This window comes from Pseudovibrio flavus (assembly GCF_009711345.1).
Taxonomy (GTDB): Bacteria; Pseudomonadota; Alphaproteobacteria; order Rhizobiales; family Stappiaceae; genus Pseudovibrio; species Pseudovibrio flavus.
In genome coordinates this window covers 69609-86109 of record NZ_SMMA01000055.1, presented here as the reverse complement: position 1 = coordinate 86109, position 16501 = coordinate 69609, and the positions used below count along the sequence as shown (strand labels likewise).

The 16501-nt window shown below is 53.6% G+C and carries 18 protein-coding genes and 1 other RNA gene; 1 reads left to right on the top strand and 18 read right to left on the bottom strand.

The window, feature by feature from the left end; translation table 11 throughout:
- Positions 1-195 precede the first annotated feature (195 nt).
- From ftsH to ruvC, 12 genes are all read right to left on the bottom strand, one after another.
- Positions 196-2112, bottom strand: a complete 1917-nt coding sequence (ftsH, locus tag E1162_RS05045; protein WP_155127749.1) for an ATP-dependent zinc metalloprotease FtsH — start codon at positions 2110-2112, stop codon at positions 196-198.
- A 273-nt stretch (positions 2113-2385) separates the two neighbouring features.
- On the bottom strand, positions 2386-3717 hold the full coding sequence (gene tilS / locus E1162_RS05040) for a tRNA lysidine(34) synthetase TilS (RefSeq protein ID WP_257098681.1): 1332 nt from the start codon (positions 3715-3717) through the stop codon (positions 2386-2388).
- The gene (ybgF, locus tag E1162_RS05035) at positions 3689-4642 is read right to left on the bottom strand and encodes a tol-pal system protein YbgF (protein ID WP_155127743.1); all 954 of its coding nucleotides are present in this window, start codon (positions 4640-4642) and stop codon (positions 3689-3691) included. The genes tilS and ybgF overlap by 29 nt, the downstream gene beginning before the upstream one ends.
- Positions 4643-4820: 178 nt before the next feature.
- A complete protein-coding gene (gene pal / locus E1162_RS05030; protein WP_155127741.1) occupies positions 4821-5309 on the bottom strand; it encodes a peptidoglycan-associated lipoprotein Pal in 489 nt (162 codons plus the stop codon).
- Between the two features lie 147 nt (positions 5310-5456).
- On the bottom strand, positions 5457-6758 hold the full coding sequence (gene tolB, locus E1162_RS05025) for a Tol-Pal system beta propeller repeat protein TolB (protein WP_155127881.1): 1302 nt from the start codon (positions 6756-6758) through the stop codon (positions 5457-5459).
- Positions 6759-6847: 89 nt separating this feature from the next.
- Positions 6848-7786 carry a cell envelope integrity protein TolA gene (tolA, locus tag E1162_RS05020; protein ID WP_155127738.1) on the bottom strand — a complete coding sequence of 313 codons (939 nt, stop codon included), beginning with the start codon at positions 7784-7786 and terminating at the stop codon, positions 6848-6850.
- Between the two features lie 10 nt (positions 7787-7796).
- Positions 7797-8249, bottom strand: a complete 453-nt coding sequence (tolR, locus tag E1162_RS05015; protein ID WP_155127735.1) for a protein TolR — start codon at positions 8247-8249, stop codon at positions 7797-7799.
- A gap of 4 nt (positions 8250-8253) precedes the next feature.
- Entirely contained in the window at positions 8254-8967 is a 714-nt protein-coding gene (gene tolQ / locus E1162_RS05010) for a protein TolQ (protein ID WP_155127732.1), read from the bottom strand.
- 256 nt (positions 8968-9223) lie between these two features.
- On the bottom strand, positions 9224-9694 hold the full coding sequence (gene ybgC, locus E1162_RS05005) for a tol-pal system-associated acyl-CoA thioesterase (RefSeq protein ID WP_155127729.1): 471 nt from the start codon (positions 9692-9694) through the stop codon (positions 9224-9226).
- 3 nt (positions 9695-9697) lie between these two features.
- Complete coding sequence (gene ruvB, locus E1162_RS05000) at positions 9698-10744, bottom strand: Holliday junction branch migration DNA helicase RuvB (RefSeq protein ID WP_155127726.1); 1047 nt, start codon at positions 10742-10744, stop codon at positions 9698-9700.
- Entirely contained in the window at positions 10741-11358 is a 618-nt protein-coding gene (ruvA, locus tag E1162_RS04995; protein WP_155127723.1) for a Holliday junction branch migration protein RuvA, read from the bottom strand. Before ruvA ends, ruvB begins: the two co-directional genes overlap by 4 nt.
- Positions 11355-11876 (bottom strand): crossover junction endodeoxyribonuclease RuvC, encoded by a 522-nt coding sequence (ruvC, locus tag E1162_RS04990; RefSeq protein ID WP_155127720.1) that lies wholly within the window; start codon positions 11874-11876, stop codon positions 11355-11357. Before ruvC ends, ruvA begins: the two co-directional genes overlap by 4 nt.
- A 373-nt stretch (positions 11877-12249) precedes the next feature.
- Here ruvC and E1162_RS04985 point away from each other — a divergent pair, with 373 nt between their 5' ends.
- Positions 12250-12741, top strand: coding sequence for an Lrp/AsnC family transcriptional regulator (locus E1162_RS04985; protein ID WP_155127717.1), 492 nt, complete (start codon positions 12250-12252; stop codon positions 12739-12741).
- Positions 12742-12800: 59 nt separating this feature from the next.
- On the opposite strand, the gene E1162_RS04980 is transcribed toward E1162_RS04985, so the two are convergent.
- The 6 genes from E1162_RS04980 to E1162_RS04955 all read right to left on the bottom strand — a co-directional run bounded on the left by E1162_RS04980 (position 12801) and on the right by E1162_RS04955 (position 16186).
- Entirely contained in the window at positions 12801-13544 is a 744-nt protein-coding gene (locus E1162_RS04980) for a YebC/PmpR family DNA-binding transcriptional regulator (RefSeq protein WP_155127714.1), read from the bottom strand.
- A 207-nt stretch (positions 13545-13751) separates the two neighbouring features.
- A complete protein-coding gene (locus tag E1162_RS04975; RefSeq protein ID WP_155127711.1) occupies positions 13752-14585 on the bottom strand; it encodes a TIGR00282 family metallophosphoesterase in 834 nt (277 codons plus the stop codon).
- Positions 14586-14597: 12 nt separating this feature from the next.
- Positions 14598-15191, bottom strand: a complete 594-nt coding sequence (locus E1162_RS04970) for a 5-formyltetrahydrofolate cyclo-ligase (protein WP_371311814.1) — start codon at positions 15189-15191, stop codon at positions 14598-14600.
- Positions 15192-15279: 88 nt separating this feature from the next.
- Positions 15280-15438, bottom strand: a non-coding RNA gene (gene ssrS / locus E1162_RS04965) — 6S RNA.
- A 54-nt stretch (positions 15439-15492) separates the two neighbouring features.
- The gene (locus E1162_RS04960; protein WP_155127708.1) at positions 15493-15900 is read right to left on the bottom strand and encodes a cell division protein ZapA; all 408 of its coding nucleotides are present in this window, start codon (positions 15898-15900) and stop codon (positions 15493-15495) included.
- A 4-nt stretch (positions 15901-15904) separates the two neighbouring features.
- The gene (locus E1162_RS04955) at positions 15905-16186 is read right to left on the bottom strand and encodes a DUF4164 domain-containing protein (protein WP_155127705.1); all 282 of its coding nucleotides are present in this window, start codon (positions 16184-16186) and stop codon (positions 15905-15907) included.
- Between the last annotated feature and the right edge of the window lie 315 nt (positions 16187-16501).

The window sequence follows — 16501 nt, the reverse complement described above, 5'->3', positions numbered from 1 at the left end:
TTCGAACCCTCGGCTTTTAAGGCTATACGTCCTGTCTTCCCTAATCTTGTCCCAAAATTATTTATATCCCGCTACGATATTGGGGAAGCTCAACACTAATCACTTATTGTTTCGCCCTTTTACGACGGCCTAGGGCAAAAAAGCAAACGCCCGACCAACTTGGCCGGGCGTTTACAGTATTCATTCAGAGTAATTTTAGCCCTGCGGCTGAGGTTCCATACCGCCGCTTGCTTCACCGCCGCGTTTGACGCCAGCAGTCGGAATGCCAGAGCCCCGGCTTGGTGGGATGTCATCACCAGTGTCACGCACTGGCGCTTCACCTTCAAGCAGCTTGCGGATTTCCTCACCAGAGAGAGTTTCATACTCAAGAAGACCCTGCGCTACGGTATGCAGCTGATCTTCGTGGTCTTTGAGAACCTTCTGAGCAGTCTCATAACCCTGATTAACGAAGCTCTTCACTTCCGCATCAACCAGTTTCTGGGTTTCATCGGAAACGTTCTGGCTCTTGGCTACAGAATGACCAAGGAACACTTCCTCTTGGTTTTCACCGTAAAGAAGAGGGCCAAGCTTATCGGACATACCGAACTGGGTTGCCATTGCACGGGCCAGCTTGGTTGCCATCTGGATATCGCCAGATGCACCAGAGGTTACTTTCTCGTAGCCGAAGATCATCTCTTCCGCCACGCGGCCACCCATCGCAACGGCAAGGTCAGCCTTACACTTAGCACGGGTCAGGGATACCTGATCTTTTTCTGGCAGACGCATCACCATACCCAGCGCACGACCGCGCGGAATGATGGTTGCCTTATGAACAGGGTCAGACGCAGGCATATGGATAGCGACAAGAGCGTGACCAGCTTCATGATAAGCAGTCAGTTTCTTCTCTTCCTCGGTCATCACGAGTGTACGGCGTTCCGCACCCATCATGACCTTGTCTTTTGCGTCTTCAAACTCGTTCATGGTGACCAGACGCTTGGACCGGCGTGCAGCAAGAAGCGCAGCTTCGTTCACAAGGTTCATCAAGTCAGCACCAGAGAAGCCTGGAGTACCGCGAGCAAGGGTCTTCACATCGACGTCTGGAGCCAAAGGCACTTTGCGCATGTGAACTTTGAGGATCTTCTCACGACCGGTTACATCTGGATTCGGCACAACGATCTGACGGTCGAAGCGACCCGGACGCAGAAGCGCAGGATCAAGAACGTCAGGACGGTTGGTAGCCGCGATGATGATCACACCTTCGTTCGCTTCAAAGCCATCCATCTCAACGAGCAACTGGTTGAGGGTCTGCTCACGCTCATCGTTACCACCGCCAAGGCCTGCACCACGGTGGCGACCCACCGCGTCGATCTCGTCGATGAAGATGATGCAAGGAGAATTCTTCTTCGCCTGTTCGAACATGTCACGGACGCGAGACGCACCCACACCAACGAACATTTCAACGAAGTCAGAACCAGAGATCGTGAAGAACGGAACGTTTGCTTCACCTGCCACAGCGCGTGCGGTCAAGGTTTTACCGGTACCTGGAGGACCCACGAGAAGCACGCCGCGTGGAATACGACCACCAAGACGCTGGAACTTCTGCGGATCACGGAGGAACTCAACGATTTCCTGGAGGTCTTCTTTGGCTTCGTCGATGCCAGCAACGTCTTCAAACGTTACCTTGCCGTGCGTTTCGTTCAGCAGCTTGGCCTTGGACTTACCAAAGCCCATTGCCTTACCGCCAGAACCCTGCATCTGGCGCATAACGAAAATCCAGATACCCAGAATGAGGAGCATCGGGAACCACGAGATTAACGCACCGATCAACGAGAAGTTCTCGGATGGCGCCTTAGCGTTAATCAAGACGCCTTTAGAGCGTAGCAACTCGACATATTCGGCATTCTCAGGCGCGTAAGTCTGGAAAGACCCACCCGAAGAGTACTTGCCGGCAATTTCCTGTTGCTGGATTGTGACCTCGCGTACATCACCCTGCTCAGCCTGATTCAGGAACTGCGAGAACGGAATCTCATTGGTTGCCGATCTCGAGGTTGGATTCTGAAACAGCTGGAACAGCGCTATCAGCAGAAGGCCGATGATCACCCATAGGGCGAAGTTCCGGAAATTTGCGTTCATTTCGATCCCTTTACCGCATGAAAGCGGCGGTCTTCGCGTTTTGTGTCATTTGTTCCGGCTAACATAGGCACTATCGCCAGTTTTGCCAAGTTAGACACCAGCATGACACAGCTTCACTCAATTTTCCTTAAGGCTCGGCGTCGTCCCCAAAAAACCCTAAGGCGCCATATTATTTCGTCGCTTTGGGCCTGGCGACCCAATGTTCGACGTTTGACCGAGTTCTAGCTGATTGCGTGTCATAGACACGAATGGTGTGGCGCAGCGCGACCCCGGTTATATTGTTTTTCGCAGCCAGCTGAACGAAACGTCGTGGATGGTCCACTCGCGGCCGTTCTGCATAGCGGCATTTTGACCTGTTGTTCCGAGCATGTAAGGTACACCACTAGGAAAAACAATAAGCGGCGCGGTTACAAACGTCGATTTTGGCCATTTTTCTGGATTTTCCAGCCCCCAGCGGGCGAAACCTCCATTGCCAAGACACTGTACCGAGCAGCCGACTTCGGCATGAACTGCCGAGATTCTTAGCCGTCCATCCCAAATGGCTACGTCTCCCGCAGCAACTTGGATTGGACCGATACCGGCACGCCCCTCTTCCCTAACGAAATAAAGCTCGCCTTTGGAAATTTTGATCTGTACGCCAGAGATTGTTGCCCCCCTCCAGCCGTCCTTGGTCATGATCTCCAAAACAAGCGACTCTAGCGACGAAAGTCGCGGCGTGTAGTCCGCTCCGCTTACAAATCTCAGAATACGCGCTAGCAGGCGCAGTCGAATTTCATCGGGAACATCCTCTAGGCCATCGCGCTTGAACCGAACAACTCCACTCGGATGAACCTCGCCAAACTCACCAAAAAGCTTGGTCACCCAAGAATCGAGAGCATCCCCTGCTCTCCTCAGGTTTTCAGCAGTATCAGCTAGGCGCTGCGGAGTAAGGCCCAAAGCTGCAAGGTCTTCGGATGCCTTGCGGAACTGAACGCGGGTATAGCTATCATCCGCATTGCTGGGGTCTTCAAACCAACGAACACCCTCAGACACAAGCGTCGCCCGAAGACGTTCACTCGGCACATCGAGTAAAGGGCGAACAACCGCCAAAATCGTATCATCGCGAACAGGCCGAATACCACCGAGGCCGTAAACCCCGCTGCCACGGGCAAGACGGGTCAAAAAAGTCTCGGCCTGATCATCAAGGTGATGGGCAAGCACCAATGCCTCGCAGCCATGCGTTTGCGCGGTCTCAAGAAGCAGCTCAAAACGTGCCTCTCGTGCAATTGCTGAAAGATTGGCCTTGGGCTTGTCGCCTTCCCATTTCAGTGTTTCGTGCTGTATGCCCCAGTCTAGGCAATAAGCCGCTACGCCCTCGGCTTCTAAAGCAGCCTCTGGGCGCAAGCCATGATCAACCGTTAGCGCAAGAACATGGCGCCTCACAGGGTCCTGCTGCTGCCATGCCCGCAACATGAAAAGGAGGCACAGTGAATCTGCACCTCCCGAAACGCCCACAGCGAGCTTTTCATAGCGATCTAATGGCTCAAGCAGCTGCAGCCTCTCGCTTTCGCTCAAAGGCAGAGCTGCTTTTGGACCCTTAGTTACATTTGGAACGTTGCTGCTCAAGCTGAGCTTCCTGCAAAAGGTCTGGCGACGCAGTAGGGAACTTGTTTTTCAGCTCGGAGAAGGTCGCGCAGGCTGCATCCGTTTCGCCCAAGCCCTTCAAAGACATTGCAAGCTTAAAGAGGCTATCGGCAGCGAGTGAGTTCTGCGGATAATTGTTATAGGCCTTCAAGAATGCAGCAGCAGCCTCACGGTGCTTGTTCTGCTCAAACAGGCTTTCGCCGTACCAGAACTGTGCATCGCCAGAAAGCTCATGATCTGGATACATGCCCATGAAGGTATCAAAGCCTTCTTCCGCAGCACCGAAGTTTCCGCTCTCCAGAACCTCGTAGATCATGTTGTAGTCAGCGTTTGGATCGCCGGTCAAAGAAGCCTGAATGTTACCGTTGAAGCCGCTGACATCACCCGGAGCAACCAGAATACCGCCGCCCTGCTGGCCTTGCGCGGCAGGGGCTGCCACTACCGCCTGCTGGTTAGCAAGCGCGGAAAGGTCCAAAGGTCCACCGCTTGGCTGAGCTGGAGTGTTCTGCACGTTGCGCACCTGCTCCTGTCGCAGGGTAGAACCAGTTGGAACTGCCGCCTGATTTGTAGCTGGAGCTGCAAGGGTGGTCTGCGGCGCTACAGCAGGAGCTGCCTGTGCTGCTGGCCGTGGAGCACCGCCACCTGTACCCTCAAGCTGCTGAAGGCGGTATTCATTGTCTTCCTGCGCACGGCGCAGCGCTTCTTCCAGATTGCGAACCTGAAAGCTCATCTCTTCCACTTGTCCGGTCAGCATACGGATTTGATCTTCCAGCTGGCCAAGACGCGCGGAGTTGCGCGCAGTATCGTCTTTATTGCCGCCAAATAGCTGCGCATTGGCCGAGCCCACCATGAGCGCGCTCAAAGCCACAACACCCAGCAAACGGGCAGCAAACGAATGTCTGGTCATAAACTTCACTCCTGAACGGCTCATCGCCGCCAAAAATTAACTATTGGTCAGTGTACAGGCATTGGGAAGCGGGCGAAAGTTTGGCCATGCTAAGAATTGCCGCCATTTCCCCGAGGTTTCGCCAAAGAAAAAGGCTCTTCCGGTTGGAAGAGCCTCTTAATACCCAAATAGCTATGGATTAGCTGCCAGCACCGTTCACAACGGTGACCGCTCTGCGGTTCTGGCTCCAGCATGATTCGGCGTCACAAACCGCAATTGGACGCTCTTTACCGTAGGAAAGGGTCTTGATGCGGCTCGGGTTCACGCCCTTAGCAATAAGGTAATCATAGGCTGCAGCCGCACGGCGTGCGCCAAGCGCAATGTTGTACTGGCGGGTGCCGCGCTCATCAGCATGACCTTCAATGGTGATGGTGTAGCGCGGGTATGCCTGAAGCCACTGAGCCTGCTTGTCGAGTGTAGCGCGCGCAGCTGGGGTTAGAGAGCTCTGATCGTTAAGGAAGTAGATACGATCGCCCACATTGACCACGAAGTCCTGCGTTGTACCTGGCGATACAGAACCTGCGCCACCAGCAAGATCTGGCCGGGTTTGAGAACACGCTGCTGCGATAGCGCAAACAGCAATTACAGCGGCAATACGCGATGCACGCGCAACGAGCGATTTCGTCATAAAGGTACTCCTGATCCCCAAATTCCCTGCGGGACGTCGTGCATGAACACAATCTATAGTTAACATGCACCTAGTAATGATGATTAATGAATTCGTATGATCCCGGCAACCGCAAAAGCAGGGAGCCAGAATCTTACGCAGTAACTGTTAATTGAGCAGCGGTGACCAAGCAGGGTCTGAGGCAAAATTTGGTGTAGAGACCAACTGCTCGTTATAACCTGTAAGGTCCACGGTCCATACCTGCGGGCCACCCTGCGCGCCCGGCGTATCACGGAAGAACGTCAGAACACGGCCGTTCGGCGACCATGCAGGCCCTTCGTTGTGGTATCCTTCTGTCAGAATGCGCTCGCCCTTACCATCTGGACGCATAACGCCAATCATGAAGCGGCCCTGATGCAGCTTGGTGAAGGCAATCAAATCGCCGCGTGGAGACCATACAGGCGTTGAATAGCGGCCCGGACCAAAGCTGATACGCTGCGGGTTGCTGCCATCTGCATTCATCGTGTAAAGCTGCTGCGCGCCACCACGGTCACTCTCGAAAACGATCCGGCGACCATCTGGAGAGTAGGAAGGACTGGTATCAATCGCAGCGGTATTGGTCAGACGCGTTGTGCGGCGGCTGCGCAAATCCATTACGAAAATGTTGGCGTTACTACCCTGCTGCAGGCTCATGATGACCTGCTGGCCGTCTGGCGAGAAGCGCGGGGCGAACGTCATACCCGGAAAATCGCCAAGAATTTCGCGCTGGCCCGTTTCGATATTGAACAGGTAAACCTGCGGTGTCTCACCCATGTAGGACATGTAGGTGACTTCTTGGTTCACCGGAGAAAAGCGCGGCGTCAGAACCAGATCAGTACCACGGGTCAGATAGCGAATGTTCGCTCCATCCTGATCCATGATAGCAAGGCGCTTACGGCGTGCTTCCTTTGGACCGCTCTCGTCAATGAAAACGATACGTGTGTCGAAGTAGCCTTTTTCACCGGTCAGACGCTCGTATACACTATCGGAAATGATGTGAGCGAGACGGCGCCAGTTTTCAGGCGCTGTAAAGAATTGCTGACCAATAAGCTGCTGACCTGCATAAACGTCCCAAAGGCGGAACTCCGCCTTCAAGCGCCCATCAGGCTGCTTGGTAATAGAGCCGGTTACCAGTGCTTGCGCACCAATGGTTCGCCAGTCACCAAAGCGCGGCGTTGTATGTACATTCATGCCCTGCTGGATAAACGCTGCAGGATCAATAGCATTGAACAAGCCGGAGCGACGCAAGTCTGCGGTCACTACATCGCTAATGTCCTTGGCAAGTTGATCGTCGGTGCCATTGCCGCTGAAAGCAGGCAAGGCAATCGGCATTGGTTCCACCTGCCCCTCTGTAATGTCGATTTCGACAATCGCAGCAGCAGGACGAACGAGAGCCGCACCAATAAGCATTGCCGTGCAAAGCTTGATCATGCTCTGCACCAGTGCCCGTCCGTAGCGGTTATTTGGATAGCCAGTCGTCACGCCCAAAGACATCGACCTACGCTCCTTTTCCAAGTCTCTCAGTATCCCAGCATTTCGCGGGGATCGAAATTCAAAATAACAGTCTGCCAAGCTTCATACTTGTTCGCTGGCAGCGAATAAGGTCCACAGCGGAAGATCGCGCGTGTTGCACTTTGAACCGCTGCATTAAAGGCCGGATTATTGTTGGAATTGAGAACCACAGGGTTCCCCTCAACTTCGCCAGTACGGCTCATAGAGAACTGCAGACGTACAATCAGAGCTTCAGCACCAACTGCGCCAACCGGCGGGTTCCAACAACGAGCAATCTGCGAGCGCAAGGCATTCAGCTCAGACTGCGTCATACGCACATTGGTACGACCCTGAGCGGAACCTAGAGACGCCTGCTGTGTAGAAGCCTGAGAACCGCTTGCCGCTGGCTGCGTCTTGTTCAGCAGTGCTGCAATGTTGTTCGGATCAAACTTCGGCTGCTCTTTCTGCGGCTCAGGCTGGCGAACCGGAGGCTTCGGCTTGGTGCGAGGACGTGTTGCCACGTTGAGCAATGGGCTTTCGTCCTTCTTCACGTCTGGCCCAAGTTCGGCCTGCGCCTTTGGCGCCTCTTCCTTAGGAGCTACTTCCGGCTCTGGTTCAGGCTGAGGTGGTTCCGGTGCAGGCTGCGGCTCGCTCGCGGCAGGAGCAACGCTTGCAGTCTTCTCACCCGGTGTTGGTTTTGGTGCATCAATCTTGGTGTCGCCCGGCGCTTCTTCCGTCTTTGGCTTGGCTTGCGGAGGGGTCTTCGTAGGCTCTACAGCAGCCTCACGAATTTCCTTTTCCTTTTTGCTGCCAAGCTGAAGGGTCGTCAGTTCAGATACCGGAACGAGATCTACAGGCAGGGAATCCACCGGCGGTGCAGACAAATCCTGCACGCTCGACAAGCCGATAAGACCCGCCGTTAAAATGCCCACGTGGGCAACAGCCGATGCAATGAGTGCATTACGCATGCCCGAATGCCTACCCCTGTTCCTCGGTCGTTACCAAACCAATGCGCTTATAGCCCGCAGCATTGATGCGCCCCATAACCTTCATAATGATGCCGTAGTCAGCATCCTGATCACCGCGCACGTAGATGCGCTCGTCGTAGCCATTGCGTGCAATCGCTTCGAGTTTGGCAATCAGCTCTTCAATCGGAATTTCCGTATCCTGGATATAAACCGCACCATCTGACTTGATGGAGATCGCTATCGGCTCGGTTTCGCCTTCCATCGGCTTTGCACGGGTTTCAGGCAAATCGATAGGCACGCCAACGGTCAAAAGCGGCGCAGACACCATGAAAATGATCAAGAGAACCAACATCACGTCCACAAACGGCGTAACGTTGATCTCGCTCATCGGAGAATGCGAACGGCGCCCGCCTCTACGACGACGCCCTCCACCGTTTGGTGCAGATGCTGTGCTCATACCCATGCGCTTAGACCCGCTCGTCGATGCGTCTGGAAAGGATCGCGGAGAATTCGTCAGCAAAACCTTCCATGCGAGCAGTGAGCTTGCCGGAATCAGAGGTCAGCTTGTTGTAAGCGATAACTGCCGGAATAGCGGCAACAAGGCCAAGACCTGTTGCAAACAGCGCTTCCGCAATACCCGGAGCAACAACTGCAAGGCTGGTGTTTTTGGAAGCTGCAATGGATGCAAAGGAGTTCATGATACCCCAAACGGTACCGAACAGACCGATAAACGGCGCAGCAGAACCAACGGTCGCAAGGAACATCAAACGTTTTTCAAGACGTTCGGTTTCACGAGCGATAGTCAGGTCCATTACACGGTCGATGCGCTGCTGTAGGCTGGCAATTGCCGGACGATCCCCTTCGTGGGATCGCTTCCACTCTTTCATCGCAGCAATAAACAGTGCGGCCATGCCGTTGTTTGCGCGTGAGGAAAGGCTCTTGTACAGCTCTTCAAGGGACTGACCAGACCAGAACACGTTTTCAAAACGGTCCATCTGGCGTTTGGTGCGAGCAAACAACGTTACCTTGTCGATGATAATTGCCCAGCTCCATACAGAAGCGAGGATCAGACCGATCATTACCAGTTTGACGACGACATCCGCGTCCATGAACATGGAGAAATAGGATAGACTCTCAGGTCCAGCCAACGTGACTTGAGACACAGCTTCAGTTTGCGCCATAGGGTAGGTAACCTCTTGCCCCGAATTTCTATGCTTGACGCCGAGCGCAGACAATCAATTGCCCGATCCACGCTTCGGCCATTCCCGGAAAACTAAAGCGTCTTCCTGCCTTCCGATTTTGGCAAAACTTCGACTGACCGCATCGGAATACAAAAACGGAGAAGACCCTGTTAAGGTTACTGAACTATTAAGGGAAGGCTGAGGCGAACAGCCCCACTTAGAGATTGAGCATTTCTACGAGGGGCTTTTCAGTGTTTCACACTGGATATGCGAGGCGTTCCGCCAATGCCGCAGGCAAGCGCCGCGGCCGTCCATCAGGGGAAATCACCGCCACGGTGACTTTGGCGGTAAACAACACGTTTTCGTTACGCATTACGCTTTGCACCAAAACAAAGCGGGCACCCTTATAACTTTCCAGACGTGTAACCACTTCCAGAACATCATCGATTCGCGCCGGTTTGAGGAAATCGATGTCCATGTGCCGAACAGCAAATGCCAGTGGATCGCCGTGAACACCGTCACCCAACTCATGATGATGGATACCGCACAGGCGTAGGAAGTCAGAGCGGCCGCGCTCGATGAACTTCAGATATGCAGCGTGATAAACAACGCCGGTAAAATCGGTATCTTCGTAGTAGACCCGCACGCCTAGCTTATGCACACCCTCTTCCAGCCGGCCCGCAAGGTCTGGCCAGCTACCTGTGGCTTTATGTGGGTTCTCGTCCATCTGCTATTCGTCCCCTTCTGCAAAAAGGGTCATTTGTGGCGCATTTGGGTTGGTAGGCACAGAAAGGCCCAAATGTGAGAAGGCTTGCGGGGTCAGGATTCGGCCACGCGGGGTGCGTTGCAGATAGCCATTCTGGATAAGATACGGCTCAACGATATCCTCAATCGCGTCCCGTGGTTCGGAAAGCGCTGCCGCAATGGTTTCAATACCAACCGGTCCACCGCCGAAGTTGCGGGCGATCTGATTAAGGTAACGACGGTCAAGGCTGTCAAAGCCAGCGCTATCCACTTCCAACTGAACCAATGCGCGATCCGCCAGCGGCGCATCGATTTCCTGCATACCGGCTACAATCGCAAAGTCGCGAACACGACGCAGCAAACGACCCGCAATACGCGGCGTACCACGAGAGCGCTTGGCGATTTCCCGTGCGCCCTCATCGCTCATGCCGATACCCAAAAGGCGAGCGCCGCGCTTAACGATCAGCTCAAGCTCTTCCGGAGTATAGAATTCTAAGCGAACAGGAATGCCGAACCGGTCACGCAACGGCGTTGTCAGAAGTCCAAGACGGGTGGTCGCAGCAACAAGGGTGAACTTCGCAAGGTCGATCTTTACGGAACGAGCCGCAGGCCCCTCACCGATAATCAGATCGAGCTGATAATCTTCCATTGCCGGATACAACACTTCCTCAACTGCTGGGTTGAGGCGGTGGATCTCGTCAATAAACAGAACATCGCGATCTTCCAGATTGGTCAAAAGCGCAGCCAGATCACCGGCCTTTGCAATCACTGGACCGGAAGTGGCGCGGAAGTTTACACCAAGCTCACGCGCCATAATCTGCGCAAGTGTGGTCTTACCCAAACCCGGAGGACCGACAAAGAGCACGTGGTCCAGCGCTTCGTTACGCTTTTTGGCGGCCTCAATGAAGATCCGCAGGTTCTGACGCGCCAGCTTCTGGCCGGTGAAGTCATCAAGCGTCTGCGGGCGCATGCCGCTATCAATTTCATCGCCGCGGATTTCCGGCGTCACAATGCGCTGTTCACCGTCGATCATACTGCAAGTTCCTTAAGTCCGAGGCGGATCAGCTTCTCTGCGGTTGCATCTTCACCAGCCGCTTTCAAAGCAGCGGCAACAGCACCACTGGCCTGCGCCGGAGCATAACCGAGGTTGGTGAGCGCGGAAACTGCGTCAGCCACCGGACGGCTGGCAACATTTTCCTGAACGCTGGAGGCAACAGTGATGGTGCCTTCGTCGACGGAAGCAAAGGCAGGTGCCTTGTTTTTCAACTCGGCAACAATGCGCTCTGCCACACGCTTACCAACACCGGGAGCACGGGTGATCGCGGTTTTGTCACCAAGAGCAATGGCGTTAGCGACTTCGCTGGCTTTCATGATGCCAAGGATACCAAGCGCTACTTTCGCGCCCACGCCCTGCACAGTCATAAGCATACGGAACCACTCGCGCTCTGCATCATCATTGAAACCGTAAAGGCGGATCATGTCTTCACGCACGATGGTCTCAATAGCAAGTACACCAGCCTCACCAACACGCGGCAACTGTTGCAAGATGCGCGAAGGGCAATGGACTTGATAGCAAACGCCTTGCACGTCTAGCAGCACATAATCATCGCCGTAACTATCAACGACGCCTTTGAGCTTTCCAATCATTTATAACGCGCCTCCGCAGCAGCAAGCCTGTTTTGCGCCCCACCGCGATGCTGGGCGTGGCAAATGGCAATCGCCAGCGCATCGGCAGCATCGTCAGAGTTAAAGGTCGCCGTCGGCATTAGCACCTTGACCATCATTCGTATCTGTTCTTTGTCGGCATGACCGGTCCCGACTACCGTTTTTTTAACCAGATTGGGCGCGTACTCGGCTATCTCCAGATTATGGAGCGATGGCACCAGCAGCGCGATACCGCGCGCCTGCCCAAGCTTCAACGTCGCGCCTGCATCCTTGTTCACGAATGTATTTTCAACCGCAGCCTCTTGTGGCTCGTGACGCTCTACCACCTCGTGCAAACCGTCATGTAGCTGTTTAAGGCGATGGGCCAATGCTAGCTTGGCGTTTGACGTAATAGTGCCACTGGCTACAAAGCGCAGTCGGTTACCAGTAGCTTCGATAAGCCCCCAGCCCGTAAAGCGCAGCCCCGGGTCAATACCCAGTATTCGAATCGGATGCATCATAGAACAAACCGGTAACAAAAGTTCTCGATTGACGCCACTGGAACTCGTCCCCTCAGGTTGTATTTCCGCTAATTCGCGGAGATTTCACCCGCTTTTTGCATCACAAGCAGCCAAACGGCTGCTCAACCATGCTTGAGCCAGCAGCACCAGATAATTGCAAGAATACCAAGACATAACGCAAAAGTTCACTTGCAACTTTTTGAAGTTTTGCTCCGCGACACCCCCACCTTTCCCGTCCCCATGCAAATAACAGGAAAAGAGGCACTTTATGCCAATTTCACCCCAAAACACTTGGCAGTTTCTTGCATCAATTGCCACCATGCTGTAATCATGAGCAATAAAATTATACAGATAGTGGACTTATTGACCAGACATGCCAAAAGCCTCTCTAGACAAGATTGACTTGGAAATTCTGAAAAACCTTCAGGAAGATGGTCGCCTCACCAACGTGGAATTGGCAAATAAAGTTGCGCTATCGCCCTCTCCGTGCCTTCGCCGCGTTAAACACCTAGAAGACACCGGAGTGATCAGCGGGTATCAGGCAACTTTGGACCGTAAAACGGTTGGCCTTGGAATGACAGTGTTCGTTGAACTGCGCGTTGCAAAGGAAAGCCGCGCCCAGATCATGGCGATCCTTGACGAACTAACAGTGCGCGAAGAGATCGTGTCCGTTCACCTTGTATCCGGCCAGTCAGATATCCTTGCAGAGGTTGTCGTTCCATCACTGGAATCCTACGATACCTTCCTCTCCGATTTCCTGATGACACTCAAAGGCGTTGAGGATGTGCGCTCCAACTTTGCCATCCGCACACGCAAGGCGAACGGCACGCTGCCACTTAGCCACCTGATTGCAGCAGCAGAATAAAAAAAGGCGCGTCCCACTCAAGTGACGCGCCTTTTTTGTAAGTTCTGAAAAAGCGGGACTTAGCCCAGCTTCGCCATGATTTCTTCGGAGATGTCGAAGTTGGAGTAGACGTTCTGTACGTCGTCATCTTCGTCAAACACATCCATAAGCTTAACCAGAGTACCAGCCTTGTCTTCATCGACAGGAACAAGGTTCTGTGGCTTCCAGATGATTTTGACGGACTCAGCTTCGCCCAGTGCATCTTCCAGAGCTTTGGAAACTTCAGAAACGTCTTCGAATGCGCAGATTACAGTGTGACCTTCTTCATCGGACACAACGTCTTCTGCACCAGCTTCGATACCAGCTTCCAAAATAGCTTCAGCTTCACCAGCTTCAGGCTTGTAAACGATCTCGCCAACGCGGTCGAACATGAAGGAAACAGAACCGGTTTCGCCCAAGGAGCCGCCGTACTTGGTGAAGTAAGAGCGAACGTTTGCAGCAGAACGGTTTTTGTTGTCGGTCAGCACTTCAACGATAATCGCGGTGCCGCCCGGGCCGTAGCCTTCGTAACGGATTTCGTCATAGTTCGCAGCATCGCCTGCCTGAGACTTAGCAATCGCGCGAGCGATGTTGTCTTTCGGCATGGACTGACCCTTAGCGTTCTGGACAGCCAGACGTAGACGAGGGTTTTTATCCGGATCCGGATCGCCCATTTTAGCAGCTACGGTAATTTCTTTAGACAGCTTGGAGAACATCTTGGAACGCACAGCGTCCTGACGACCCTTGCGGTGCATGATGTTTTTAAATTTTGAATGTCCGGCCATAGGTCTTCCCGGCTTTAACTCGTTGACGCTTGCGGATTTAGATACAGCAGGTGCACCGACAAGGGTGGTGAAACACGTCTTGTTTCACGCCTCCGCGCAGCGTCCGCCTACCCGATCCGCCATTGGTATGATCGCCGCTTATAATTACTCGGCGACCTAAAATAAAGAGGCAGAAGCGAATTGCCCTCGCTCTGCCTCCAAAATGCTTTAGTTTTTGCCCGCTGGCCAGAATGGCGGCAGCACTTGAGAGAGCCGCCCGCCAATGCGAACTGGCGAAATATCAACGGCTAAGCCGGTGCGATCGTCGGTATCAACGGCCACGCCGCAAATCGTCGCCTCACCCAGAGCTGGCGTAAAACGGCCAGACGGAATCTTGCGCAAGAAGCGTTGTACCGGCTCTTCTTTTTCCATGCCAAGCACAGAATCATAGTCGCCGCACATACCAGCATCACTCATATAACCAGTGCCGCCGACGAGGATCTGGTGATCCGCTGTCGGTGCATGCGTATGTGTTCCAACAACAAGCGAAGCACGACCATCACAGAAGTGACCCATTGCCTGCTTCTCACTCGTCGCCTCAGCGTGCATATCAATGATGATCGCATCGGCCACATGACCAAGTGGGAACTCTTCAAGCAGCTTTTCAGCCGCATGGAATGGATCATCCATCGCATCCATGTAGATGCGGCCCATGAGGTTTGCGACAACCACGTTCGCGCCGTTGCGAGCGCGATAAAGGTTAGCACCACGGCCCGGAGAGCCCGGTGGGTAGTTTGCAGGTCTCAGCAACTGAGGCTGGCGCTCGATGTAAACAAGCGTGTCACGCTGGTCCCAAGCATGGTTACCAGTGGTCACAACATCTGCGCCCGCATCCAGCAAATCCTGCAGGATTTCTTCGGTAATTCCAAAACCAGCGGCAGCGTTTTCACCGTTCACAACGACGAAGTCGATCTGGTTCTCTTCCACCAGGGATGGCAATTGATCAATAACAGCGTTTCGCCCGGACCGACCAACCAAATCGCCCAGAAACAGCAACCGCATTCAGGTTTCCCTTCACTTCCTAATAATTCTCAAAGGCCCGTTTTCAGTCAGGACCCCATCCAGCAACCGATCATGCGGCTCTGCTGGCACCTCTTTTACCTGCTGGCATGAAAAAGCAAGTCCGAAAGCCTGAACAGCCTTACATTCGGCTAGTTTTGTCAGTGCCCTATCGTAAAACCCGCGCCCATAACCAATGCGGTGCCCGCGCTCATCAAAAGCAGCAAGGGGCACAAGAAGCACATCCGGCAGCACCACAGAAGCAGAAGCTCCCGGCGCATAGGTTCCAAAACCCGAAGGCTCCAGATTGCTTCCATCACCAAGGCTTCTGAACTCAAGCTCGTCGCCAATAACAACCGGCAGGCAAAGCGCAGCACCCAGCTCTTTCAAACGCGCCATAAGCGGGCGGGGATCTATCTCGTCCCGAATAGGCCAGAAGCCGGAAACGATCTTGCCACGCACATCACCCAAATCCTCGGCAAACTCCGCAAGGTTCAACGCATACTCAATCCGCTGAACTTCCGGTAAAGACGAACGCTTCCCCAGCGCTTCACGCCGGATCTGCTTTTTCTCTTCTTTTAAAAGCCTAGAAGTGGTGCTGTCGCTCACGTCCCGCCCCTCCACACCCTTAAGGGTCTGCCTATGACAGCGAAGGGCGTAACTCGCAATTTGGTCCCAATCGGGAAAAGTAAAAAAGGGCGCGCCACCTCGGCCGTCGGAGGAATGCAATCCCGGAGAACCTACAATGTAGGTGGGTGCCGTATGCCTAAGCCCACGAGCGAAAGCAGGAACAGCTCCCGAAGGAATGCGTAAGGCCCCGGGGATAAGTGTCTCCTAACGAACCGCGCAGCAACGCGATCACCCATATAGAGTGCGCAACACCAAATTTCCAGCACTTTCGCTTGGGAAATTAGTCGTCGTCGCGCAATCCACCGGCAAGTCCATCTGCCAGTGACTCAATTTTTTCTGCAGCTTCGCTCAGCTTCTCAGCAATTCGCTGTTCGTACTCGGCCTTCTCGGCATCAAATGAGTTCAAACGGCTCTGCAAAGATGACACAGCCTCTTGTTGCGCCACTGCTTCCTGATCACGCTCAGACTGCAAACGCTCAAGTCTGCGCTCCATCTCCAACTTCTGATCCATTGCCATAATGCCGGCCATCACGGTTAGCCGCAGGTCACCAATTTCACCGAAGTTGCCGCGTAAAATATTGATGCTATCGTCAAAGCGCTGCGCAAGACCGAGCAACCGCTCTTCTTCGCCGTCATCGCAGGCCATGCGAAAGCTGCGGCCGTTGATTGTTACTGTAATCTGCGCCATGTCGTTAGCTACCTTGTTTGTCCAAAACAGTGCGAATGGTTTCCATTGCGGCTACCAAACGCTTGGACACTTCCTTATTTACGGTCTCGAGCTTTTCTGCGCGTGCTTCCGCATCGTCAAGCGTCGCTGCCAACTGAGATCTGTCTTCACCAAGGCGCTGAAGGTCCTTTTCGAGAACCCCCATTGATTTGTCGGCATTCATGCGTTGGTGAGCAACGCCTTCCAGCTTGCCAATTGCCGCTGACAGCCGACCAAGAGCATCATCTAGCTTCTGCTCAGTTTCCAATTGCTGGCCCCCTGTAGAAGTCCCGTTTTCTTTATTGTTTCCTTCCAGACAAACAAATTGCCCATCAAAAAGTCTGTTCCGAAGGTTGGTTAATCAATCCTCTATGACAACCGTTAGAGCAAGTTCCATGGAGGAGACATACGCATCCTACTTTATGCACACCATATCTCAGCATATCTATGCAGCAAAATTGAGCCATTCTTTTTTCGAGTCGTTTAGCACGAAAGCAAATCACTCAAGTTTTACCTAGGGATACACACGTAAGAGTCACTGATCGTTTTTATGACAAGGTTTTGAGGTAAATCGACGATGTGC